The 24,660-nt window shown below is 40.0% G+C and carries 21 protein-coding genes and 1 pseudogene; 5 read left to right on the top strand and 17 right to left on the bottom strand.

What is annotated here, in order from left to right:
• The 5 genes from C427_RS21325 to rpe all read right to left on the bottom strand — a co-directional run bounded on the left by C427_RS21325 (position 1) and on the right by rpe (position 5,172).
• Positions 1 to 1,221 (bottom strand): aspartate aminotransferase family protein, encoded by a 1,221-nt coding sequence (locus tag C427_RS21325; RefSeq protein ID WP_007641362.1) that lies wholly within the window; start codon positions 1,219 to 1,221, stop codon positions 1 to 3.
• Between the two features lie 256 nt (positions 1,222 to 1,477).
• Positions 1,478 to 2,641 carry an HDOD domain-containing protein gene (locus tag C427_RS21320; protein ID WP_007641359.1) on the bottom strand — a complete coding sequence of 388 codons (1,164 nt, stop codon included), beginning with the start codon at positions 2,639 to 2,641 and terminating at the stop codon, positions 1,478 to 1,480.
• 148 nt (positions 2,642 to 2,789) lie between these two features.
• Positions 2,790 to 3,422 (bottom strand): anthranilate synthase component II, encoded by a 633-nt coding sequence (locus C427_RS21315; RefSeq protein WP_007641358.1) that lies wholly within the window; start codon positions 3,420 to 3,422, stop codon positions 2,790 to 2,792.
• Between the two features lie 24 nt (positions 3,423 to 3,446).
• The gene (trpS, locus tag C427_RS21310; RefSeq protein ID WP_007641357.1) at positions 3,447 to 4,451 is read right to left on the bottom strand and encodes a tryptophan--tRNA ligase; all 1,005 of its coding nucleotides are present in this window, start codon (positions 4,449 to 4,451) and stop codon (positions 3,447 to 3,449) included.
• A gap of 49 nt (positions 4,452 to 4,500) precedes the next feature.
• The gene (gene rpe / locus C427_RS21305) at positions 4,501 to 5,172 is read right to left on the bottom strand and encodes a ribulose-phosphate 3-epimerase (protein ID WP_007641356.1); all 672 of its coding nucleotides are present in this window, start codon (positions 5,170 to 5,172) and stop codon (positions 4,501 to 4,503) included.
• A 320-nt stretch (positions 5,173 to 5,492) separates the two neighbouring features.
• Between rpe and C427_RS21300 the strand changes: the two genes are divergently transcribed.
• Positions 5,493 to 6,137 carry a TorF family putative porin gene (locus C427_RS21300; protein ID WP_007641355.1) on the top strand — a complete coding sequence of 215 codons (645 nt, stop codon included), beginning with the start codon at positions 5,493 to 5,495 and terminating at the stop codon, positions 6,135 to 6,137.
• A gap of 160 nt (positions 6,138 to 6,297) precedes the next feature.
• Positions 6,298 to 6,621: a hypothetical protein gene (locus tag C427_RS21295; RefSeq protein ID WP_007641354.1), complete on the top strand. Its 324-nt coding sequence runs from the start codon at positions 6,298 to 6,300 to the stop codon at positions 6,619 to 6,621.
• A gap of 22 nt (positions 6,622 to 6,643) precedes the next feature.
• On the opposite strand, the gene C427_RS21290 is transcribed toward C427_RS21295, so the two are convergent.
• From C427_RS21290 to pilM, 9 genes are all read right to left on the bottom strand, one after another.
• Complete coding sequence (locus C427_RS21290; RefSeq protein WP_226991245.1) at positions 6,644 to 7,477, bottom strand: Dam family site-specific DNA-(adenine-N6)-methyltransferase; 834 nt, start codon at positions 7,475 to 7,477, stop codon at positions 6,644 to 6,646.
• Between the two features lie 73 nt (positions 7,478 to 7,550).
• Positions 7,551 to 9,017, bottom strand: a complete 1,467-nt coding sequence (locus C427_RS21285; RefSeq protein ID WP_007641352.1) for an SPOR domain-containing protein — start codon at positions 9,015 to 9,017, stop codon at positions 7,551 to 7,553.
• A 71-nt stretch (positions 9,018 to 9,088) separates the two neighbouring features.
• Positions 9,089 to 10,156, bottom strand: a complete 1,068-nt coding sequence (gene aroB, locus C427_RS21280) for a 3-dehydroquinate synthase (RefSeq protein WP_007641351.1) — start codon at positions 10,154 to 10,156, stop codon at positions 9,089 to 9,091.
• Positions 10,157 to 10,195: 39 nt separating this feature from the next.
• Entirely contained in the window at positions 10,196 to 10,711 is a 516-nt protein-coding gene (gene aroK, locus C427_RS21275) for a shikimate kinase AroK (RefSeq protein ID WP_007641349.1), read from the bottom strand.
• A gap of 229 nt (positions 10,712 to 10,940) precedes the next feature.
• A complete protein-coding gene (locus tag C427_RS21270; protein ID WP_007641347.1) occupies positions 10,941 to 12,704 on the bottom strand; it encodes a type IV pilus secretin PilQ in 1,764 nt (587 codons plus the stop codon).
• Positions 12,697 to 13,236, bottom strand: coding sequence for a pilus assembly protein PilP (locus C427_RS21265; RefSeq protein WP_007641346.1), 540 nt, complete (start codon positions 13,234 to 13,236; stop codon positions 12,697 to 12,699). The genes C427_RS21270 and C427_RS21265 overlap by 8 nt, the downstream gene beginning before the upstream one ends.
• A complete protein-coding gene (locus C427_RS21260) occupies positions 13,233 to 13,850 on the bottom strand; it encodes a type IV pilus inner membrane component PilO (RefSeq protein WP_007641345.1) in 618 nt (205 codons plus the stop codon). Before C427_RS21260 ends, C427_RS21265 begins: the two co-directional genes overlap by 4 nt.
• The gene (locus tag C427_RS21255) at positions 13,847 to 14,431 is read right to left on the bottom strand and encodes a PilN domain-containing protein (protein ID WP_007641344.1); all 585 of its coding nucleotides are present in this window, start codon (positions 14,429 to 14,431) and stop codon (positions 13,847 to 13,849) included. The genes C427_RS21260 and C427_RS21255 overlap by 4 nt, the downstream gene beginning before the upstream one ends.
• On the bottom strand, positions 14,419 to 15,492 hold the full coding sequence (gene pilM, locus C427_RS21250) for a type IV pilus biogenesis protein PilM (RefSeq protein ID WP_007641341.1): 1,074 nt from the start codon (positions 15,490 to 15,492) through the stop codon (positions 14,419 to 14,421). The genes C427_RS21255 and pilM overlap by 13 nt, the downstream gene beginning before the upstream one ends.
• Positions 15,493 to 15,629: 137 nt before the next feature.
• Here pilM and C427_RS21245 point away from each other — a divergent pair, with 137 nt between their 5' ends.
• From C427_RS21245 to add, 3 genes are all read left to right on the top strand, one after another.
• Positions 15,630 to 18,263, top strand: coding sequence for a penicillin-binding protein 1A (locus C427_RS21245; protein WP_007641340.1), 2,634 nt, complete (start codon positions 15,630 to 15,632; stop codon positions 18,261 to 18,263).
• 78 nt (positions 18,264 to 18,341) lie between these two features.
• Positions 18,342 to 20,036, top strand: coding sequence for an NAD-dependent malic enzyme (locus C427_RS21240; RefSeq protein ID WP_007641339.1), 1,695 nt, complete (start codon positions 18,342 to 18,344; stop codon positions 20,034 to 20,036).
• Positions 20,037 to 20,375: 339 nt separating this feature from the next.
• Positions 20,376 to 21,383: an adenosine deaminase gene (gene add, locus C427_RS21235; RefSeq protein ID WP_007641337.1), complete on the top strand. Its 1,008-nt coding sequence runs from the start codon at positions 20,376 to 20,378 to the stop codon at positions 21,381 to 21,383.
• A gap of 113 nt (positions 21,384 to 21,496) precedes the next feature.
• Here the strand turns inward: add and C427_RS21230 are convergent, their stop codons facing one another.
• From C427_RS21230 to C427_RS21220, 3 genes and pseudogenes are all read right to left on the bottom strand, one after another.
• Positions 21,497 to 22,375 (bottom strand): GGDEF domain-containing protein, encoded by an 879-nt coding sequence (locus C427_RS21230; RefSeq protein WP_007641336.1) that lies wholly within the window; start codon positions 22,373 to 22,375, stop codon positions 21,497 to 21,499.
• A gap of 784 nt (positions 22,376 to 23,159) precedes the next feature.
• A pseudogene (locus C427_RS26070) lies at positions 23,160 to 24,235 on the bottom strand (transposase).
• 75 nt (positions 24,236 to 24,310) lie between these two features.
• On the bottom strand, positions 24,311 to 24,658 hold the full coding sequence (locus C427_RS21220) for a DP-EP family protein (RefSeq protein ID WP_007641331.1): 348 nt from the start codon (positions 24,656 to 24,658) through the stop codon (positions 24,311 to 24,313).
• Positions 24,659 to 24,660: the final 2 nt, after the last annotated feature.

Here is a 24,660-nt window from a genome sequence, read left to right as displayed (position 1 = left end):
TCACTTAAATGAAACGTCGGCGCCAACTACTTTTGCCACAGCTCGTTCGAAACGTACTAGCCCTTCTTGAATATCTTCATCAGGTATAATAAGTGATGGAGCAAAACGCACTACATTAGCACCTGCAATCAAACACATTAAATGTTCTTCTGCGGCGGCAACTAAAAATTCTTTAGCGCGACCCGTAAAGTTTTTATTTAAAGCAGCACCCAATAAAAGGCCTTTACCGCGAATTTCTTCAAAACAGTGGTATTGATCATTGATGGCTTCTAATCCCTTTCGGAAAAGTTGTTCTTTATGCTTCACTCCATTCAACACTTCGGGTGTGTTTACAATATCCAATACTTTTTCGGCTATCGCGCAACCTAGTGGGTTACCACCATAAGTGCTGCCATGAGTACCTATCTTTAAATGTTTGGCAATTTCAGTGGTGGTTAACATGGCGCCAATTGGGAAGCCGCCACCAAGCGCTTTAGCCGTTGTGAGAATGTCGGGTACCACACCAAGCCCCATATAAGCATAAAGCTCGCCTGTACGACCAACACCGGATTGTACTTCATCAAAAATAAGTAGTGCGTTGTGTTTGTCACACAAAGCACGCACACCTTTGACAAAATCAATAGTAGGACTAATTATGCCACCTTCACCTTGCAATGGTTCCATCATAACCGCACAGGTTTTGTCAGATATTAATGCTTCAAAACTGGCTAAATCATTATAGTCTGCATGTTCGATAGCACCTGGTTTAGGACCAAAACCGTCTGAGTAAGCGGTTTGTCCACCCACGGTGACAGTAAAGAAGGTACGACCGTGGAAGCCTTGCTTAAAAGAAATAATTTGATCTTTCTGTGCGCCAAAATGGTCAAGAGCGAAACGTCGAGCTAGCTTTAATGCTGCTTCGTTGGCTTCAGCACCAGAATTGGCAAAGTATACTTTTTCACCAAAAGTAGCATCGGTTAGTTTTTTGGCTAAGCGAAGCGCTGGTTCGTTAGTAAGAACGTTACTTAAATGCCAAAGTTTTTGGCCTTGCTCTGTCAGAGCTGAGACAAGTTCGGGATGGCAATGGCCTAATACGTTGACCGCTATACCTCCAGCAAAATCGATGTATTCGGTACCTGCTTGATCCCACAAGCGAGAGCCTAATCCTTTTACCGGGATTATTGCCGCTGGGTTGTAGTTAGGAACCATTACTTCATTAAACAAGTCGCGAGTTACATTCATTCTATTGCCTTCAGTGTCATATTTTGGCTTAAAAAAGGGAGTTAGTATGGCAGAAGGTTTGACACATGTCTTTATGCATATTAAATGTAAAGCTGCGTTTTCAAAGGGATTCATCTAGTTTTGCATGAATAGTGAATAACTATTTAGTCGCTGATAATATAGTTCTCACTCGCAGCCTCAAGCAACCCCAATGGCGCATACCCGTATTGGGGTATTTAATTATTTTAAAGAGATTGCATGAATATGCTTAAAATAATTAATCGTTATTGATACTTAAGTCAAGTGAGTGCATATCTGTTGTTTTCAGTAATTCTAAAGAGCCTTTAGGCATACGCAGGGTGCGTATGAAATCTTTAGACTGCTGTAAATCAATCAGCTTATGCCCTTTTAACATTCGATACTGAGCATAGGCTTTGCCTTGCTTTAATACCAACGCTAGTGGCGATAGGTTTACTGCAGATTCATTATTTGCCACTTCAAACATTGCATTGGCTATCATGACTCTCTTCATCGCCATTTTATCAATTAATTTGGCACTAATCTTTAGTGCGTGTGTATCAATTAAATGGTTCAGAAATGGACCTGATGGTGTAATTCTGGTCAAAGCAGAGTGTTCTTCATGCTTTTGTGCATTGTGAGTTTCCAATAAGGCTTCTCGCAACACGCTTTCGAAGAGCCTGAAGTATAACTTTGATACCACCACTTTGCCCGTCGTTTGTAATATACCTATGCAAAAAGCATGGTCTTGATTGACACCCACCACAGAAGCTATTTGTTTGCAGGAAATTGCTGTTGCTAATGCTTCCTCCCAAATCCTTAATTTTATTTGTGGGTAAGGGTCAGTGATTTGAGGCAGTGAGCGTTTAAAGGCTAGAGATGTAAGTATAGTCATTAGATTCTCTAAACCAAAAAAGCTTAGGCCCACTCGCATAGTTTCAACTACTACCGTTTTTCCTTTATTATCTATACGCCGATATTTAGGTTGATTAACAAACTTCATTAAGTCATTGAAAAACCATGGCAATTCGGTGGCAATAGGTTCAACTTTTGAAATAGTCGCTGCTTTAATGCCAACCAGATCAAGCAATTCGGGTAATGATCTGTCTATGCCTATGATTTTAGAATATAGATGGTCTGTATCTTGAATACTTTCATTTAGGCGTTTTGCTACTTCAATATTGATTTGGTCAGTGATGGTGTTTAAGAAGCTAAGATCTGACTTAATATTTAAATCTTTTTCACGGATCGCTTGTTTTTCAACCCGCAATAAAGATCGAGCTGTTTTACTTTGCTCAATCTCGATGACACTTAACTCGGGTTTACCCTCATTGATAGCGCTATGTTGTGCTGCCTTCACATCTAAAAATAACGCTTCAAAACGCTGTTTTATTAATTCTTCCGTGTTTGTGAGTATGCTCATTATTATTCTAATCTTATAAAAATGTTTTGATGTTTTGATGTTTTGATGTTTGAATTTTTGAATGTAATTAACGTTATCAGCTATATAAGAGAATAATTACAATACAAAAATTAATTTTACATTAATGTGACAATATTTCTATGGGCTTCTACCGTGCTTCAGAGATATGTTGGCTTTTAAGAAAATTATTAAGTATGCGATGTCCAAATTCGGTCAATAAGGACTCTGGGTGAAATTGCACACCAAAAATGGGGAGTGTGTTATGTTCGATAGCCATTACTTCTCTTAATTCTGTTTTATTGTTGTCTGAAACTTTATTTTTGCCGTTAGCGTTATCGCTACACCATGCGGTTACTTTAAAGTCATCAGGGATACTGACGCCGTCTAAGATTAAAGAGTGGTAACGTGTAGCGACAAACGGCATAGGAACATCTTTAAACAAAGCAGAGTGGGAATGATAAATCTGTGAGGTTTTTCCATGTTTTATCTGCTGGGCTTTAATGACGTTGGCACCAAATACCTGACCTATTGCTTGATGCCCTAAACAGACACCTAACATCGGGATAAGACCTGCGAAGATTTTTATCGCCTCTAGTGTTATCCCTGAACTATCAGGTGTGCATGGACCAGGCGAAAAAACTAAAAAGTCAGGGTTCAAAGTTCCTATTTTATCACAATCAATTTCATCATTGCGGACCACAGATACCTCTTGTCCCAACTCCTCAAAATAGCGAGCTAAGTTGTAGGTAAATGAATCATAGTTGTCAATCAACAGAAGCATGGCCTGCCTCAACCACTGATTAATTTAAGGACGTTTAACAAAGCCTACCGCTTCGTATGCGTTAGCTAAGGTAATGGCTGCACGTTGGCTGGCCTTTTCAGAACCTTCATGCATTATTCTATTCAGTTCAGTCTGGTCATCTCGCAACGCATGATATTTTTGCTGAATTGGTTCTATTAAAGCAACGATTGCATCGGCTGCATCAGATTTTAAATGCCCGTACATTTTATCTTCATAACTTGGAACGAGGGCTTCGATTGAGGTGCCTGTAGCACATGACAATAGGCTCAACAAGTTAGATACACCGGGTTTATCTATTGTATCAAAATAAATACGAGCTTGGTCATCCGAGTCTGTTACTGCACGCTTAATTTTCTTCGCTATTTTTTTGGGATCTTCTAACAGGCCGACAAAGTTGTTGGCGTTATCGTCTGACTTAGACATCTTTTTTGTTGGATCTTGTAAACTCATCACTCGGGCACCAAATTCGGGGATATAAGGGTCGGGTATGCTGAACGTTTTGCCGTAAACATTATTAAAACGTGTGGCAATATCTCGCGCCAACTCTAGATGTTGTTTTTGATCATCGCCTACAGGTACCTGGTTAGCTTGATATAACAAAATATCTGCCGCCATTAATACTGGATAAGAGTACAAGCCTGCATTGATGTTAGACACATTTTTCGCCGACTTATCTTTAAATTGCGTCATGCGGTTAAGTTCACCCATCTGGGTGTAACAATTCATCAACCAAGCTAATTGGGCATGCTCAGGAACATGAGATTGCATAAAAACAGTACTTTTAGCGGGATCAATTCCACAAGCTATATATAGTGCCAAACCATCTAAACAAGCTTGATGTAGGGCTTTTGGGTCCTGTCTTACGGTGATCGCATGTAAATCAACCAACATATACAAACAGTCATAATCATCTTGCATATTGACCCACTGGCGAAGCGCACCCATGTAATTGCCAATGGTGAGTTGACCTGAAGGCTGACAGCCGCTGAGTACAATTGGTTTTGTCATGTTAATTAGATCTACTTATACAGTTAGTTGAAAAAAGTTGGTTAAAAGGCTAATTAGCCAAAGCAAGTTCAGAACGCATTTGACTAATAACTGCTTGATAATCTGTTTGACCAAAAATTGCGGAGCCCGCTACAAACATATCAGCTCCTGCCTCTGCAATGGCGCGAATATTATCGACTTTTACGCCGCCGTCAATTTCTAATCGAATATCAAAACCTGATTGATCAATTAATGCACGAACCTGTTTTAGCTTATCTAAACTTTGTGGGATAAAAGATTGACCGCCAAAACCGGGGTTAACAGACATTAATAAAATATGATGTAACTTATGCATCACATGATCGAGATGTTGTAATGGTGTAGCAGGGTTGAATACTAAGCCAGGCTGACAGCCTGAATCGATGATCAGTTGCAAACTTCTATCCACATGCTGTGATGCTTCAGGATGAAAGCTGATATAGCTGGCTCCAGCATCGGCAAATTGTTTAATCATATCGTCCACAGGTTGTACCATCAGGTGAACATCAATATCAGCCGTCACACCATGTTTGCGTAAAGCTTTGCACACTAGAGGGCCAATTGTCAGGTTGGGTACATAATGGTTATCCATGACGTCAAAGTGAACGACATCTGCACCAGCATTCAGCACATTGTCAACTTCTTCACCTAACTTGGTAAAGTTGGCGGACAAAATCGAGGGAGCGATCAAATAAGGTTTCATTTCTTTCCTTGCAAACAAAAACAATATTCTACAGAAAAATCGAAACAGACAAAAGCGCCCTCTTTGCACCAATATTGACTAATTGTTCTTTTATGGTGCGACATGACTGATAAAAGATTGAAAAGTTGTACGATTTTAAATCATATTCATTAGGAAATAACTAATAAAAACAAGTGGATAAACGTTTTATTGAGCGTGCTATTTAGTTTGCTGCATTTAGGCATTAGTTTTGCGTTATGAAGTGAATAAAATAAAAATAATATGATAGAAAACTTAGTTAAATCACTGAAAAATATTATAAATACAATCGGAGTTCACACATGAAAAATTTAAAATTTACTGTTATCGCCGCTGCTGTTTTAGCCGCATCTAGTGTTAGTCAAGTGGCTTTGGCCGAAGGCAGCGTTAGTGCAAACATTGGTTATGTTTCTCAATATCATTTTCGCGGTATCCAACAGACTAGTGGTGGTTCAGCTAGTGCAGGTTTAGATTATGAAAATGACGGATTTTACGTTGGTACCTGGGTTGCGGATGTGGCTGATGGCTTAGAAGTTGATCTATATGGTGGTTATGGAATCGAGTTGGACAGTGGTCTTTCTTTGGGTTTAGGTGTGACCACTTATCAATACACAGGTGATTTTGACTCTGCATATAACGAAGTCAATTTAAGTGCTGGGTATGGATTAATTAGTCTTGGTTATAGCCAAGGTAAGTGGGACGGTATTGTGGGTGATGAAGCCGCGACTGAAGGTGATTATTCTATTTTTACCGTTACATTTGAAAGTAATGGTTTTAGTGGTACTTTTGGTACATATGGTCAAGATTCTGAAGGTGAATATATCGAAGTCGGCTATGGTACAGAAATTGGCGGATTTGATGTCGGTGTTGGAGTGATATTTAGTGGTTCTGATCTTGATGACGATGAAGCTGTGTATTTCTCACTTAGTAAATCATTCGACTTGTAAGCTTGCTGTAAGCTGTTAATTATTTCTAAGGCGCATGTATTGCGCCTTCTTTTATTCCCTAATATTAACGACAAAGTGCCTAACTTATGAGTTGGAGTACATTTGTTGATTGTTGAATTACAGGTATAATGTCACAAAATATTTCAACGCGGATAACACTATGAACAGGAAGTCAAAATCGTTATTTACCCTCTATGGTTTGACCTTAACCGGTTTAGTAGCCGCTGCTATGTTAAGTGTTTCTCAGAGCTCGTTAGATGATAAAAATGTGTTTTGTGGAAATCTAGAAAATGTTGCTCTTGATCATGAATTACCTGTTAGCCATCCTGTTAATAGATGTGCTGCCAATCAACAACAAGGTGTAAGTTGGTCTGAATGGTTTTCGGGGCGATCAAGCTCATATCAATTCCACTTTATTGATTTACTTGAGTTACTGTCACGTTCAGGGAATAGCGTAGCAAAAAATCCTGCCCAGACAAACTAGTTCCACTCAAAATCAAGTGGAGTTAATCGGCCCGATAAAGTGCCAATAGTTCTGCCACTTTTAATCTAGTACTGCCATTTTGACTGATAAAACGACTGACTTGAAGTTGAGTCATATCAGCCCCTTGATATATATCCCTAGTAAACTCAGTGTCATGATTACTGACTAACACTGGAATACTGCGAGTGTGACCGGTACGACGAGCTAACGATGCTAGTTTAATCTGGTTATCCAAAGTAAATCCACCGGCGGCATAGCTATTGAACATCGCCGTTTTGCTAATGGGTGCATAGGGAGGATCACAGTATATAACCGATCCCTTTCGAGCTCTGGCGAACACTTTTTCAAAAGAGTCACAGGTGAAAGTCGCTAGTTGAGATTTCTCTGAAAAATACCACAGCTCTTTTTCTGGAAAGTAAGGAGCCTTGTACCTGCCAAAAGGGACATTAAATTTCCCACTGTTGTTATAACGACATAACCCATTGTAGCCATGTCTATTTAAGTAAAGAAAATAGACTGCCCGTTCATAGATATCCGCACTGTCATTAAATTCTTGCCTTATCTGATAATAACGTTGTTCTTCGTTATAAACTGAAGTGAACATCTTGGCACTGTCGGTTATGTAATCACTAGATTGGTGTTTTACGATATTGTATAAATTAATTAAATCAGGATTAATATCGTTTAGCAGATATTTAGAATAATTGGTGTTCAGAAATACCGAACCTGCACCGACAAAAGGCTCAATAAGCTTTTTAGCCTCTGGAAGTTTCGCGTTTATGTCATCTATAAGACTGAACTTTCCACCGGCCCACTTCAAAAAGGCTCTGTTTTTTTTATCTTTTGTAACTGCCAATGTTTCAACCAAGTCGGAGCCGCTAGTTTATGGGGCCGAATTGTAACGGTACTAGACAAAAACAACAAATAGCTTAAGGCCTAGAGGCACTTATTTCTTGTTTGACTTGTCCAACACTCTTAACAAAAGGAGTATTTCTTAACATTGCATCTGCCAAATTGATTATTTCTGCTCTGGCAGCTTCTATTGTGGGAAAATGTTGATTTTTTAATAACACATACCAATCCCCACCATAACGCTGAGTTTTGTATAACCACAGTTGTTTGCCTAACCGCTCACCTTTTATGTAATCTTGTAAGATACTAATATTAGCCATCGCTGCTATTTGAATCAGAAAGTGTTTATCAGGTAATGCCAATAACAAATCAGGCTCTGGAACCATAAAATCGTCAATTATGACGGTTTCAACTTTGCCTAATAGTAATCTTTTTTGTGAGGATAGCGGTTCAAATTTCACTATATCTTCAACTTGATAGTCGTTAACTATGTCAGTTTGTGCTTTTACCTCTTTATCTAATACAGCTTGTTCTGGCTCTGAAGATTGAATTGTCTGACTATTCACTTTTTCATCATTGCTAGTAGTTAGTAAAAGTACTTTATTTGATTGCTTCTTAAGTTTAGCGCTGGCGGTATTCCAATCAGTTACCAATAGATCTTTAATGGTAGTTTTAGTCGAACTAAGTTTACTCTCTACTGTAGTTATTTCTGCAACAGCTTGGGGTGCTGCTTGGGCCTTATTAGCAGAGGCTTTAACATCCAATTTGAGCACCTCAGAACGCGCAACAGGTTGCTCTTGGGTTGATAGCTGAATATTCATATATGACAGTGCTGCCTTCACTTTTTGTGGATATTGCCAGCCTAATATTCCACTAAAAAGGGTTAAAAAAATGAGTCCAAATAAAATGGCAAACCACCATTTTTTATAAATAGGTTGAGACTCGTAAGACTGGTAATGACGATCTTCAATACGTTGCGCAAACTTTTTTCTTTTATCTTGAATAAAAGACTCTAAATCAGAAAACTCATGGGACTCATCGGGTTGAATTTCTGTGTGACTATTTAACACTATGGGTTGACCTTTGGACTTAGCCCCAAGGCCAGATTTTGCCGACTCTGCCCAATCAGAGAGACCCATAAGCAGTACATTGAGATGTTGTTTGTTGCCAGCAAAGCGGCTTTGTAATACTAGATCCCATAGTTCTTTAACCAGCTTGTTAGGCAATTTTTCCGCCTGAAAAACACTTACCAATATTGGACCGTTGTGTTCATTCAAGGGAGCTAATAACTGATTAAGAGGTCGATTAAAGTCTGCTGTTTGGCTTTGGCTAATGAGTTGACGAAACAACTTTTCTCGGTAGATGACTAAAGGGGTTAATTCATTTGCAGTGAGTACAGCTAAGTCAGATTGTTCATTTTGATGAGCTAAATAACTTTCAACAACTTGTGACTGCTGTTGTATTTTATCGCTGCACACAAACACAAGTTGTGAAGAGTAACTAATTAAATAGTCTAATCTGTTGTTCAGTTCTGACGCTGCCATTTTCATTTACCTAGGTTGCGATGCTCGTTGTATCAACTCAAAAACGTCGATGCAACGGGCAAAAATTAATCCTAAGAAAGAATAGCGCGTAGCACCTCTTCAGAGATTTCATTTGTCACTACCGCTTTGCCAATTCCTTTAGGAATGACAAAAAACAGTTGCCCATCTTGCACTTTCTTATCGTGACGCATATGCCGAACAAAGTCATCATATGCCATGTCACTAGGTGCAACTGTAGGTAAATCAAATGCTTGCAGTAGAGATTCGATACGACTGAATTCTGACGCTTCGAGCCAATTCATCTTAGTTGCTACTACTGAAGCAAGAACAATGCCTGCTGAGACAGCTTCGCCGTGCAACCAGATGCCATAACCCTTTTCAGCTTCAATGGCGTGGCCAAATGTATGCCCTAAATTTAATATTGCCCTTAAGCCAGACTCCCTTTCGTCAATCGCGACTATCTCTGCTTTAATGGCGCAGCAACGGGCAATCATATATTGCAGCGCTGCAATTCTTTTATGTTTGATGGATTGTTGGTTTTCTTCTAACCATATAAAAAAGTCGGCGTCGTAAATCACGCCGTATTTAATGACTTCAGCCATGCCAGCAGCAAACTCGCGGTCAGGCAACGTGGTTAGACTATTAGTATCGATCAATACTGCTTTAGGCTGGTAAAATGCGCCAATCATATTTTTACCCAACGGGTGATTGACCGCTGTTTTCCCACCAACTGATGAATCAACTTGGGATAGTAAGGTAGTAGGAATTTGGATAAACGGCATACCACGTTGAAAACTGGCGGCGACAAAACCAGTTAAGTCACCCACCACACCTCCGCCTAACGCGATTAATGTAGTATCACGACCCGCAGACATCTCCAGGAGCTTGGATATCACCATTTCAAAGATTTGTAAGTTTTTGTATTGTTCGCCATCAGGTATGACAATCTTACTGACTTCGTAGCCTTTTAAGGCTTGACTGACAACCGGATAATAAAGTGTATCGACCACATCATTGGTCACCACAACTACTTTTTTTGTGGTCAGATGTGTGGTCAAGACTTCAGGATGATTAAACAGATTGGCTTCAATCAATATAGGGTAGCTACGCTCACCCAACTCAACTGTTAGTGTTGCCATAAGTAGCTAGCCCTATTATTGCTATATTAAAAAGAAGAGTTACAGACCTATTTTAATGATGATCTGATTAGCTACAGCACGAGCGCTTTGATCATCGGTATCGACAATATAATCGGCGGCGTCTTCATAAAGCGGGTTGCGTTCTTCAGCTAGATTTCGCAAAACCGTTTCAGGGTCATCCTTTTGTAACAATGGACGACGCTTGTCACGCTGAGTTCTAGCGACTTGTTTATCGATGGTAGTTTGCAAATATACCACTATGCCTCGAGCTGACAATCTGTTTCTAACATTTTTACTGACCACCGAGCCACCGCCCGTTGCCAAAACAATGCCTTGCTTATCAGTTAAGTCGTTAATGATGTTTTCTTCACGTAGACGAAAGCCTTCTTCTCCTTCAAGATCGAATATCCAGGCGATATCTGCGCCCGAGCGTCTTTCAATTTCTTGATCAGAGTCAAAGAATTCTAAATGAAGTTCTTCTGCTAGGTGCCTGCCAATAGTGCTTTTACCAGCACCCATGGGGCCTATAAGGAATATATTACGTTTTTCAGCCATTTTTGCTTATTTCACAACTATGTTTAAGGGGTAGAAAGTTCTGTTCGGCTACCCTTCTATGGATTAACCAGACCTCGTCGAAAATTTCGAGACAACGATTATCTCAGTTTTACGGTGAATTTTGCAAGCTTTGTAAAGGTTATGCAGCAGGAATAATAAAAAAAACAGCCTAATCGGGTGATTAAACTGTTTTTTTTGTATAGAAATAAGATGGCTGTATCGCTAAATGTTAATTGGTTCTCAATTCATCGGTTAGTATTTTAGGTGTCACAAAAATGAGTAGCTCGCGTTTTTCTAATATTTCAGAGGTGTTTTTGAATAAGTATCCTACTAAAGGTAAATCTCCTAAAAGGGGTACTTTTCGCACATCGTTTGAAGAACTTTGTTGGAAAATTCCGCCGAGCACTATGGTTTCGCCATTTTCAACTAACACTTGGGTGCTTATTTCTTGGGTGTCAATGGCAACCGCATCACCAGTAGAAGTGGAAACTGTGTCGCCTCGCGTATCTTGAGTCACTACTAAATCCATAATAATCCGATTATCTGGTGTGATATGCGGTGTGACTTTTAAACTTAATACCGCTTTTTTGAACTCAACCGAAGTAGCACCACTAGACGTTGCTTCTACATAAGGAATTTCTGTACCTTGTTCTATATAGGCTTCATGTTGGTTAGCCACCGTAATGCGGGGACTTGCAATGACTTCACCTTTGTTTTCAGACTCAAGAGCTGATAATTCCAAATCAATAATGGTGCCGTCTAATAGGCGAGCTATTTGGATACCAATACGACCCGCTGGACTTTGCACTGGTAACGCTACATTGAGTCTATCTGTTATAGAGGGAACAACACCGCTGGCGATGGAATCAGCACCTGTTAATGATCCTGATACTGCGCCATTACTCATTGTATTGCTAAGTCCCCATTGCACACCTAATGATTCGCTGGCGTTGTCTCTTACAGTCACCATACGAGATTCAATCAGTACTTGTTTAATAGGGATGTCTAAGGCTGCGACTAAGGTTTTCGCCTCATCGATTGATGTCTGTGTATCACGTAATAACAGTGTGTTGGTTCTTTCATCAACTGCGACGCTACCTCTTGGGGTTAAAATACTATTTTCCGTGCCTTTCATAATGGCTGCTAGGTCTTGTGCTTTTGCATAATTGATTTGCACGTTTGTCGAAACTAAAGGCGCTAATTCAGCTACTTGTTGTTTTGACTGCAACTGCTGAGTTTCACGAGCTGTGAGCTCTTCAGTGGGCGCAATAAGTAAAATGTTTCCTTCAAGCCTTTTGTCCAAGCCTTTGATTTTTAAAATCATATCTAATGCCTGATCCCAAGGAACACCGGATAAGCTAATCGTCACGTTCCCTGTAACAGTATCAGTTGTAACTAAATTAAAACCGTTAACCTGGGCAATGATTTGCAGCACTTGGCGAACGGGTATGTCTTGAAAATCAAGTGAAATGGGTTCGCCTGCAAAACTAGTTTGCTGGCTTTCTAGCGGAACATCTTTGATACGCCTTTCGATTTCAATACTTAAACGGTTCGAAGTTTTCTGATGACGAAACGAAATTTTGTCCTGAAGTGAAAATTCAACTCTGGTTTGTTCAGCATCTTGGAATGTTTCAATGGCATTAACGGGTGTTGCAAAATCCACCACATCAAGTTTAAATAATTGTTCGTCAGATAATTTTGTTCTGGGTAAAACTAAGCTTAGAGTTTTGCCGGTTTCACTTAACTGCAATTGAAAATTATCATTACTAAACATCATTAACGTTTTTGCGCCACCGCTGGGTAAACGCGAAAATTGTAAGTCCAACAATTCAGAGCGAAAAATGTTGTCTACCTGAGGTTCAGGGTCAACTAATACAACCGCGTCTTGGCTTAATGATTTAAATGCCAATAAGCTTAAACCTAATGCAATTAACCAATACCGGATCGAGTTAGTTCGATTAAGTTTTTTGTTAAAAATAAAACGCTCAGACATTATTTTCTCCTGCCTTCGATTGCATAGTGAGTGTGGCTTGCTTTTTCTGCCAGCAGCCAGCCCCATCGGGCAGCATTTCAGTAAAAGAAACTGTGCCATTTTGAATAGAATCGATTTTCCCAAAAAACAATCCTAGGTAATCGCCAATTGTAGCTTTAAATAAACTTCCGGTATTCGAATGAACAAGTGCCCATTTTTTACCATTAGATTGAAATACACCGGTAATCGATAACGCATCAATACCGAACTTCTCTAAAGGCTGTTTACTGCGATTAAAATCAGGCTGAGCACAATTTGGTTGGGCCGCCACGTTTATTTCGACTCCAGCACCTGTATTTCTTGGGCGTTGAAATGGGCTGCGTAAACTATCAGCAGAATAGATAAAAGTAGGTTTGCTCTCAAATTCTGGGTAAGGCTCGATATTAACTGTGGTGGTTTGTTTCACTTCAGAAACAAAAACCTGTAAATCGTCAACCTTGGCTTCACAGCCACTTAACAGTAATGCGTACAACACAATTTTAAGATGTTTCATTGGGTTTTACCCACTGTTTTTGAGTCTTGATCACTTGATGTCCTGTAAGTCTTTGCCTGTACCCTAAGCTTCAGAGTATTGCCTTCTTGGGTGACTTCAAAATCATGCACCGTAACAATACGCGGCAATCCGGCTATTTCTGAGGCAAATTGTCCAAAATTGTGATACCCACCGAACACTTCCATTTCAATCGGTAATTCTGAATAAAATTCTTTTGGAATTTCTCTTTGCCAATTCAATAACCTAAAAGTGAGTCCGGCTGATGTGCCTACTAACGTGATGTCATCCAATAATCCGGGCGTTTCATTACTTGTAGGCAATGACTTTAACATAGAGGAAAAGTCGCTTTTTAATCTGCCTAACTGTTGTTCGTAGGCTTCCAAATTAACCGCAATACGGTACTTACCTTGGTAGACTTGTTTTAGTTTTTTCTCTTTATTTTGTGCCACTTCAAGTATCGGCAATTTATCTTTTACTAAAAAATAATATCCACCTACTAAGCTGATAATAACCACAAACATAGCGACTAGAGATTTAACTTCAAAGGGCCAAGTAGCGACTTGTTCAAAATCTAAATCATTGATCTCTTTTAACTTATTAACATCAAATTTCATTTGCTTGGCTCCTCGTTAATGATTGAGAAATCCGGAGCAACACTAGGATTAATGGTGAATGTGAGCTTAAAATCACTGACAGCTTCTAAAGCAGATGTATCTGCTTTGATTGATGATAATTCTCCGCTACTAAATACAGTCGATTCTTCGAGCTGGCGCATAAAATCTGCCAATCTGTTATTTGACTCGCTGACTCCGAGTATTTCAATTAGGTTACCTTGGCGGGAAAAACTTCGAAAAGACAAGCCGTGAGGTACCAGTCGAACTAATTCATCTAAAACGATCGGTACTGCGTTTCGGCTAGACTCAAGTTGCTCAATCAAAGCCATTCTTTGTTCAATCGCTTCCTTGTCTTTTTTAATATTCTTAATTTGTTCAATTTGTTGATCTAATAAAGCTGTTTCTTGCTCAATATAATTGTTTCGATAATTTTGGTTTTCTGTCATTTTATTCAATACATTGCCGGCAGCAAACATGATTCCAAGAGCACTTAGTGCAAGTGCCGCTAGCAAAGTCAGGTAATTCTTTTTATGCTCAGCTCTACGACCTTCGCGCCAAGGCAGTAAATTTATATGTGCCATGGTTGAAAGCTCCTACTGGCTAGACCTGCAGCAATGATAAGTTGTCCAGAGACATGTTCTAAATCTCCTTGATTGACACTATCTGCTATCACCATGTCAGTAAATGGGTTGAAACAAGTTACTTCAATACCTAAATCTGCAGTCAAGTCTTCAGGTAAGGATTTTATGTGGTCACCGCCTCCACATATTAACAAATTGCTGGGGCGAGCTTCGCCAGATACACTAGTATACAATTGTAATGCTCGGTTAATATTCTGTTGTAAGTTAGCTAAGAACATGGGGTAAGCATCTTGTTTCCATGTTTCAGGTAATGTGCCATCTGTTAATTGTTGTTCAATTTGAGAACGTTCTTGACTGTAGAGCATCGTCAAGTCTTGAATCAATGCGTCCATTCCAAAGTTGTGGTCTTTGGTATAAATAACCTTGCCATTTTTAACTGCACACATTTGTAAATGACTGGCGCCGATGTTGATACAGCAAACTGTTTTTTCAGCTTCACTTGGGTAGAAAGAGGCAACAGCTGCACCTAGGGCGTAACTTTCTACATCAACGATTTTGGCTTCGTAACCCACTTCACCCAATAAGGTGATCCTGCGGTCGACTAATTCTTTATGTACCGCACTGAGTAACACTTCGACTTTATTATTCGTGGTTTGGCTGTCACTTATCTCCTCGAAGTCGATGTATACTTCGTTTAATGGATAAGGAATCAAACTATCGGCTTCCAATTCAATTTGGCTTTCCAGTTCGTGATCAGTCTGACCGGGATCCATGTAAACAATCTTATTTAGCACAGTCGAGCCTGATACCGCTATGGCAACTAACTTGTTTTTGCCTTTGAGAGCGAGCTTCACTTTTTTAAGTGCATGGCTAACTGCTTCGAAATCTTTAATTTCACGCTCTGCAAAAGCATTACCTTGAATTGGCTCGCAGGCATAGGCTTGCAAGTTATATTGTTCACCTGACTTTTCGAGTACTACGGCTTTAATAAACCGAGTACCTATATCAAGGCCAATCATTCTTTGTATGTTAGTGCCAAAAAGGCCAAATAATTTTTTCAATTGTTAGACATCCATTTGAATAGGAATAATTCACAGCATCATTATTACGTAATTTTTTGTATTTTATGGTTCTAATAACTGTACATAGGTATAAAATGTAGATCATTTATTAGAAGTTGCCTTGGTATTATCTATCTGTGAAATTACTTAAACCCGCATTAATAGTCATTTTAGTCACATCCTTCGTTGGTACAGCTACCTTATTAGGTACCTATTTTTATATTAAAACTGACTTACCTAACGTCGACGTTCTTAAAGATGTTCGATTACAAACACCGATGCGCATTTTTACTCAAGATGGCAAACTTATCTCCCAGTATGGAGTGAAACGCCGGATCCCACTTACTCTTGAGCAGATTCCGGAACAATTAAAACAAGCTGTTATCGCCACCGAAGACAGCAGATTTTATGACCACCCGGGTATAGATCCTATCGGCATGATGCGCGCTTTAGTTAATTTAGTCGTCACAGGGGAAAAAGGGCAGGGCGGTAGTACCCTAACTATGCAAATGGCCCGAGACTTCTTCCTGACCCGCGAGAAAAAATACATCCGCAAAATACGTGAAATTATCTTAGCTTGGCATATGGAGCAACTATTAAGCAAACAAGAAATATTAGAGCTTTATTTAAATAAAGTAGAACTGGGCCACCGAGCCTTTGGTTTTGGTGCGGCGGCACAAGTCTATTACGGTAAGTCACTGAATGAGCTAACATTAGCACAAATTGCCACTATTGCAGGATTACCTCAGGCACCCTCTGCACTCAATCCTATCAGTAGTCCTGAGCGTTCAATGGTTAGAAGACGTATCGTTTTGTTACGTATGTTGGATGAAGAATACATAACTCAGGCGCAATTTGAGCAAGCTGTTAACGAGCCTGTGACCGCTAAAAAATACGGTGCAGAAATAAACCTAGATGCACCCTACTTGGCAGATATTATTTATAGTGAAATGATCGGGTTGTACGGCAAAGACAAGGCTGAAACGGGTGGCTATCAAATTTACTCTACTGCTTCATCTGATTTGCAAGCCGCGGCGCAACAAGCTGTGCGTAGAAATTTACATGATTACGATGAACGTCATGGTTATCATGGAGTTGTTAAACAACTTTGGGCATCAAATGAAACTGATGATCAAAACGGGCAGCTTTTAGAGTCTGCAAATTCTGAACTCAATAACCCAGCCCCTTGGCCCGAAGAACAAATGTTAAGTTACTTACAAGATGTAAAAACCTTTGAATCAATGCATCCCGCTATCGTTGTTAAAGTAAATGAACAAGACATCATTATTTTTAACCGACAAGGCAAGTACAGTATTATTGATTGGGATGGCTTAGATTGGGCCAGACCATTTATTAATGATGCAAAACAAGGGCAAGATCCCAAAATAGCCAGTGATATAGTGCAAGCTGGGGCACTGATTTTAATTCGACAAAGAGAAGACGATTTGCATTGGCAGCTTGCTCAATATCCGCAAGCAAGTGGTGCCTTTGTAGCACTAGACCCCAAAAACGGGGCGGCGCAAGCTGTGGTGGGGGGATACAGTTTTTATCAAAGCCAATTTAACCGTGCAACTCAAGCCAAAAGGCAAGTTGGTTCGAATATTAAACCTTTTATTTACTCAGCTGCATTAGAAAATGGTTACACCTTGGCAAGTTTGATAAACGACGCACCTATCACGCAATGGCAATCAGGTTCAGGAAATGCGTGGCGTCCTGAGAACTCTCCTGCCGAGTACGATGGCCCAATCCGAATGCGAGTGGCGTTAACTAAATCAAAAAACGTCGTATCAGTACGTCTGCTAAGGGCAGTAGGGCTGGACAATGTTGCTGAACATCTTACCCGCTTTGGTTTTAGTAAAGATGATATCCCTTTAGATGAGACCTTATCTCTAGGTTCTGGCTCCCATACCCCCCTAGAAGTGGCGACCGCTATGGCAGTCATTGCTAATGGTGGCTTCTTAATTCGGCCTCATTTTATTCAACGCATCGAAAATGAGATGGGTGAAGTACTGTGGAAAGCTAATCCAGTCAATGCTTGCAATCCTTGTGTAGCGGAGTCCCAGATTAACCACGTTAATGCAGATCCTGACGATCTTGAAGCACGGTTAGCTGCCGAATTTGGGGTTGCGCAACAGGTTGATGAGCCTGTTAAAAATATTCTCTCTGCTCCTAGGGTTATCAGTGCAGAAAATGCATTCTTGGTTGCAGAAATGATGCGCTCTGCTGTTCAAATTAATGGTGCTTGGGATAATCGTGGTACTGGATGGCGTGCCGCAATGTTGATGGACCGTCGTAGTGACATCGCCGGCAAAACGGGTACCACCAACGATGTGCGTGATACCTGGTTTAGTGGGTTTACACCAGACTTGGTGGCCACTGCATGGGTGGGGTTTGATGATAACAATCGGCGCTTAGGTCGCACCACACAAAATCAAAATTTAGTGAACAAAAACCCCACAAAATTCAACTACATTGGTAACGCACTCATCGGCAGTGAGTCAGGTGCACATGCAGCGCAACCCGCTTGGATAAGGTTTATGCAACATGCATTGGCTGGTAAACCTGAGCATTTATTGCCTATGCCCACAGATTTACTTACTGTGCGCATCGACAAGGGCACCGGCAAACTTACTAATAGAACAGATAAAACATCGATGTTTGAATACTTTACTCAAGGCACCGAGCCACAGAGTTTTGTGGCTGAAGCAGAAATTATTGACTCTGCAGATCAAGGTGAGCAAAGTAAAAAGCAGATTGAAGATATATTTTAAAGAAACAACACGCCTTCACTGGCCTATGTGGTCAGAAAGAACTGAAATAACAATATGAACAAACAGGACAATACGTTAATGGCAAATTCAGCTACAAAAAATGCGCTGTACATTCCTCACTCTGGGCCCTCACTATTAGAAACACCTTTGCTGAATAAAGGTAGCGCATTTAGTTCTGATGAACGCATTACGTTCAATTTAACTGGCCTGATCCCGCCCCGTTACGAGACCATCAAAGAGCAAGTTGACCGAGCTTATATGCAGTATTCCAGCTTTGATGAGCCAATCAATAAGCATATCTATTTGCGTGCTATTCAAGACAATAACGAGACCTTGTATTACCGATTAATTAAAGAACACATCGACGAAATGATGCCCATTATCTATACCCCAACAGTGGGTGATGCCTGTGAGCAGTTTTCGGATATTTACCGTAGTTCTCGTGGATTGTTTATTTCGTATTCTGAACGTCATCAAATGGATGATATTTTGCGTAACGCTACTAAGCGTAAGGTGAAGGTTATCGTTGTGACTGATGGAGAACGTATCTTAGGTTTGGGTGACCAAGGAATAGGCGGTATGGGTATTCCGATTGGTAAGTTATCTTTGTATACCGCCTGTGGTGGTATTAGCCCTGCTTATACCTTGCCCGTTATGTTAGATGTAGGCACCAATAATGAAAAGTTGTTAGCCGACCCTATGTATATGGGGGCGCGCCACAACCGTATTGGTCAAGCAGAGTATGACGAATTTGTAGATATGTTTGTTAAGGCTATTCATCGCAGATGGCCTGAAGTTATGCTGCAATTTGAGGATTTTGCTCAACCTAATGCTATGCCTTTACTCGAACGTTATAGAGACAAAATTTGCTGTTTTAATGACGACATACAAGGCACCGCCGCAGTTGCAGTGGGAACCATATTGGCCGCTTGCAAAAGCAAAAAATCTAAATTGTCTGAACAGAAAGTGGCCTTTGTTGGTTCAGGGTCCGCTGGTTGTGGTATTGCAGAGCAAATTATTCAACAAATGTGTAGAGAAGGAATTTCAGACGCTCAAGCACGAGGTCAAGTATTTATGATCGACCGATTTGGCTTGCTTACCGAAGGCATGCAAGGTCTGCGAGATTTCCAACAACGTCTGGTCCAGCCATCTGATGCAATTAAAGAATGGTCTTATAGTGGTGAGTTTGCGTCACTGCTAGATGTGGTTAATTGTGCTCAACCGGATATTTTAATCGGTGTGTCTGGGCAGGCAGGGCTATTTACGGAACAAGTTATCCGTAGCATGAAAAAACACTGTGAATTACCGATTATTTTCCCCTTAAGTAATCCTTCACGCCAAGTTGAAGCAACACCACAGCAGGTTATTGAATGGACTGATGGCAAGGTCATTGTTGCCACAGGTAGTCCCTTCAATCCTGTTGAATACCAAGGCAAAATCTATCCCATTGCTCAGTGTAATAATAGCTATATCTTCCCCGGTATTGGCTTAGGTGTGATTGCTGGCAAAGCCAGTTTGATCAGCGACGAAATGTTAATGGCAGCCAGTGCAGCATTGGCCGAAGCATCGCCCCTTGCAGCAACAGGACAAGGTGAGTTACTCCCCGCAGTAGGCGAAATCGCACAGTTGAGTAAAAAAATTGCCTTTGATGTGGCAAAAATAGCGATGCAACAAAATTTAGCATTGGAAGTGTCAGATGAAATATTAGCAGAGCGTATTGAGCGGAATTTCTGGATGCCAGAATATCGACTTTATAAGCGAGTCAGTATTTAATCTGAGTGCACAAGAGAAACACCCAACGAGGGTGTTTCTCTTGTCTTCTAGTTAACTCATACCTTGAGTTATTCTTTCTTCGTATCGAACAAGTATGTTGTTACTGGATTTTTTGAATCTCGAACAGACTCAATTAGCGGTTGTCAGTACTTGAGTACCTGGTGGGTAACTTGTTCTAAAATTTACCGCACTTAAACAGTGCATTTTCGTCTTTTATTGTGATTTTTTCTCATAACAACGCATCATATTGCTCGTTAGCACAGTAAAATAGCGTGTGAGCTTATGGGTATAAAAGTTGCTTAGATTGTTAACACTTAATAAATATTCAGCGAGTATGACATGCAACATTTTATAGAAAAAATGCCTAAAGCAGAACTACATGTGCATCTTGAAGGCACGCTCGAACCAGAGTTAAGCTTTGCACTAGCCAACAAAAACGGTGTTGTGTTGGCCTATGAAACACCTGAGGCCTTAGTGGCTGCCTACGATTTTTATGACTTGCCATCATTCTTAGCTATTTATTATGCAGGCATGAATGTGCTGGTGGAAGAGGATGATTTCTACCAATTGACCTACGCATACTTGGTCAAAGCCAGAAGCCAAGAAACCATATATGCAGAGCTATTCTTTGACCCACAAGCTCATACCTCCAGAGGTGTCAGCTTTGATACCGTGATAACTGGTATCCACCAAGCCCAAGTTGATGCAGAAAAAAAACTGGGTATTAAAAGCCAATTAATTATGTGTTTTTTACGAGAAATGAGTGCTGAGTCTGCGATGCAACATTTAGAGTTAGCTAAACCTTATCGTAACTTATTGGTAGGGGTGGGACTAGATTCTGATGAGAGAGACAACCCCCCGATAAAATTTTATGATGTATTTAGAGAAGCAAAAGCAATGGGCTTAAAGCTCACTATGCACTGCGATGTTAATCAGCAAGATAGCCTGATACATATTAAACAGTGTATTAGTGATATCCAGGTAGATCGTATCGATCATGGGATTAACTCACTAGAAAGCGAGGAGTTGTGCGAGCTAATCAAAGATAAAAAATTGGGGCTAACTGTGTGCCCTGTTTCTAATCAGTTTGTGGTGCAGTCGCTTACCTCTGTTGAAATCCACAAAATGCTTAAAAAAGATATGTTAGTTACGATTAATTCTGATGATCCTGCTTATTTTAGGGCGTACTTAAATGAAAACTTGGTCCAATTACAAAAAGAAGGCAAATTTTCTCAGGAACAAATTGTAACCCTTGTGGGCAATGCTTTTAAAGTCGCTTGGTTAGATGATGCGACCCAGAACGGTTATTTGCAGCAATTACAACGCTATGTAAGCGAACACTCTTAACAGTTTGATGTTGGTTCTAAGGTTATTGAGATTTTTATTTTAGAGAGAGGGTGAAAAGACCAAGGGGCAGTTTAAAATTTTATTCTGTCCTCTTGGCCAAGGAACGTCAACTGTTACAAACTGAGATTAATTCTGTCTCTTCCTTCTGCTTTAGCGCGGTACAACGCGGTATCTGCTGAGCAGATAAGGGCCTCGGGAGTGCGATACTGACCACTGTGTTCGCATGAAATACCTTGACTGACACTGACTCTGAGAGTTAAAGGTAGACCTAACTCACTAAAATTGATGATGTTGATTTGCTGTTGTATTTGCTTTGCAACTAACACGGCATCTGCCGCATGACTACGGGGCAGAATAACGGCAAACTCTTCTCCACCATAGCGTGCTGCTAAGCTATCGTTCGAAGGCAAACAAGTATCGATAACCTTCGCTATTTTTTGCAAACATTTGTCGCCATTAACATGGCCAAACTGGTCGTTGAAGTGTTTGAAATAATCCACGTCTATGAGGATTAAACTAATGGGTTGGCCATTCACAATACTGTCATTCCAGCTTTTGTTCAGCGTTTTTTCAAGATTATAACGATTCGCCAAACCCGTTAAATGGTCGGTACTGGCTTGCTTACGCAGTTCGCTATATTCTGCCTTATGTTCTGTTAAGTTATGTAACACCCCAACAAACATTGGGCTGCCTTGAGTTAGTGATTCCGGTAAGCAAGAAATAGATAAGTCCGCCTCCAACCAAGTGCTATCCGCTCGGGTTAATAACACTTCTTTGGGACCATGACTTAACGGCTGATTTTTATTATCTTTCCAGTTTAGGAAGATATACTCATATTGTTCCCGATGGCGATCGTGTAAAAAGTGAAACCACCGCTGCCCAACTAAAGCGTCTTGGGAATCACCAAAAAATTTCGCTGCCATTGGGTTGATGACTTCTATGACACCATCAGCATTGACAATAAAAATACCTTCCGCAATAACATTTATCATGTTGATAAATGCACCTATTTTTTCGTTGGAAAGGGAAATAGAGAATTTCTCAATCACTGAACATGAGTCCGACTTATGGCTGTTATCTTGTCTTGAATTGTTAGCTGGAGTCATCAATAAATCCTTAGTGTGTTTACGGCATCAACCTGATATCAAACACTCTAAAGAAAAATTCACCTTACTACCTTCTGGTAATCTTCTATTTTTAACTTATTGTTTTAATTATATTTAATTTTAATCTTCAGGTTTTTTTTGATGTTGTTAAAGGTGTAACTTGCAAACATCTAACATAGAGCCCTAACATTTGAGTCATTGGTTGGTAATAAAAAATTTGCATGAAAAAGTAAGAATAAAATAATAAGAGGCAAATTGAGAAAGGGCTTCCATAAACAATATAGGTGTTACGAAGAGTGAAAACCTAATTAGCGATAAGGCCTCGGTCTGATCGAAATACTAAAAAACCACTTTAGGGCATATGCAGTAATGATGGGTATGCACACCACACTTAATAAAGTAAAAAGCATATTCCGTAGAGGACTGAATAATAGAAATTGGCTAATAAAAGCTAAAGTGATGTACAAAAGTAAAAATGTTTTCATGGTTGCTCCTCACTGTGAATAACCAAAGATCATCGCAGTTACATTGGCTGGCGTTAGAATCGATATAATTACCTTATCTAAAATAGTGTTATGTAACCTTCTGCTAACCTTCCGATTTTAACTTGTTGTTTACAAGGGATTTATAAGTGAAAAGTATGTGCTATTTACCGAACAGGATAAACATATCAGGCTCTGCATAATAAAACCTTAGCTTTACTCATGCCGCGTATTCTTTGGCGTTGGGTATGGATTTTGAAGTTATTCATCATTTGCTCCGCGCCTGCGGCGTAACAAAAATGTTGTTCAAATTCGGTGCTGAGTATTAGCCAGTTTTCAGCAGACAAACATAATCTTTAAAGTATTGGGCTCTGATGCTGATCTATATGCCCCGCTTTATCTTCGCGGATAATTCGCCCTGTGGTGTCTACTAATTCACAATAGTCTAACAGAGTAAAAGCTATACCCTTAGGCATGTTTTCTCTGGAATTACCGGCAAAGGCAATAAATTTAGGTTGTTCTTGGTGCTGTTTTAGAGCCTAAACACATTTGGGTATGCTGGTGTGATCTGAGGTTTCAGGCGTTGTAGCCACTTTGGTTCGAATTGGATTAAGATCAACATAAGTCATACAAGCCAATATAGCTAACTCGTCTAACAAGGCTTGAGATTTGAATCGACCTCCCCAGAACATGCCAGTGCAGTTATCTTCTTTATTTGCTTCTCGGGCAATGTGCTCATTCAAGTTACGCATTAACCAACTAATGTCGTGCAAGCGTCTGCGATACTCTGCAATGGTGTCATGCAAAGTAATCAATTCACCTTTGCTCAACGTTTCTCAACTATTCACCCGCATAAATTTTTGAGTCAATAACGTGCTTTTATACAAAGTATGCCAAAGGCTCAATACCTGTTTATTACCCCAGCCTAAAGCTTTTTCAACATGTACATGCAGAACTACATGTACATGATTGCTCATCAACCGAAAAGCACAATAAAAATGCAGGAGCTAATTTTTGAACGTTCGAAGGACGGTCTGAAAGGTGAGAGACAAGGATGTCGCGAATAAATATCAATGGCAAACACAGAACAAATAAATAACTAGCGCTCTTCAACTCAAGCCCTCCTGTGCTCATAACTTTGACCAGAATAGGTATCAACAGCGGCTGCCACTCCACACAAAAATGACCGACGAACACACCGTGATACACAATGATAACATGGGGTATCCGCCAAACAAATCAAACTGGATCGTTTCTGAGTCATTTAGCCTCCAAAAATCAACTGTTAACAGTCTCTTAACTAAAGATTAATCTAGTTCAATATATAGTTAAATTACACTCAGTCTCTGTTTATTATTTGAGGATCGGGACTAGCGTAAGTATTTCTATATGCATCCTTAATGACTAGTTGCACGCCAATTACTTCCTTATCTATATCAGTATCTCTAAGTGTTAGGCTTTGTTCGTCTGCAGAAAGGCTTAAAGTAATATTTCTAGAAGCATCGACTGGTACATAAGAAATTAGCGGCTCTTTAAATGATACTGCCGGATGACTTGTGTTACTCAGTGTAAAAATCACATCTGTCGATTCAGTTACAATAATTGGACCATCTGGTGCATAACTAAAGGTCGGTACGCCTTCGACTATGGTAACTGTGACGGTTATATTTTTACTTGAATTACTCATTC

This window comes from Paraglaciecola psychrophila 170, assembly GCF_000347635.1.
GTDB classification, from domain to species: Bacteria; Pseudomonadota; Gammaproteobacteria; order Enterobacterales; family Alteromonadaceae; genus Paraglaciecola; species Paraglaciecola psychrophila.
Note: the sequence above shows the minus strand (reverse complement) of the source record. Positions and strands in the feature narration are given on the sequence as shown.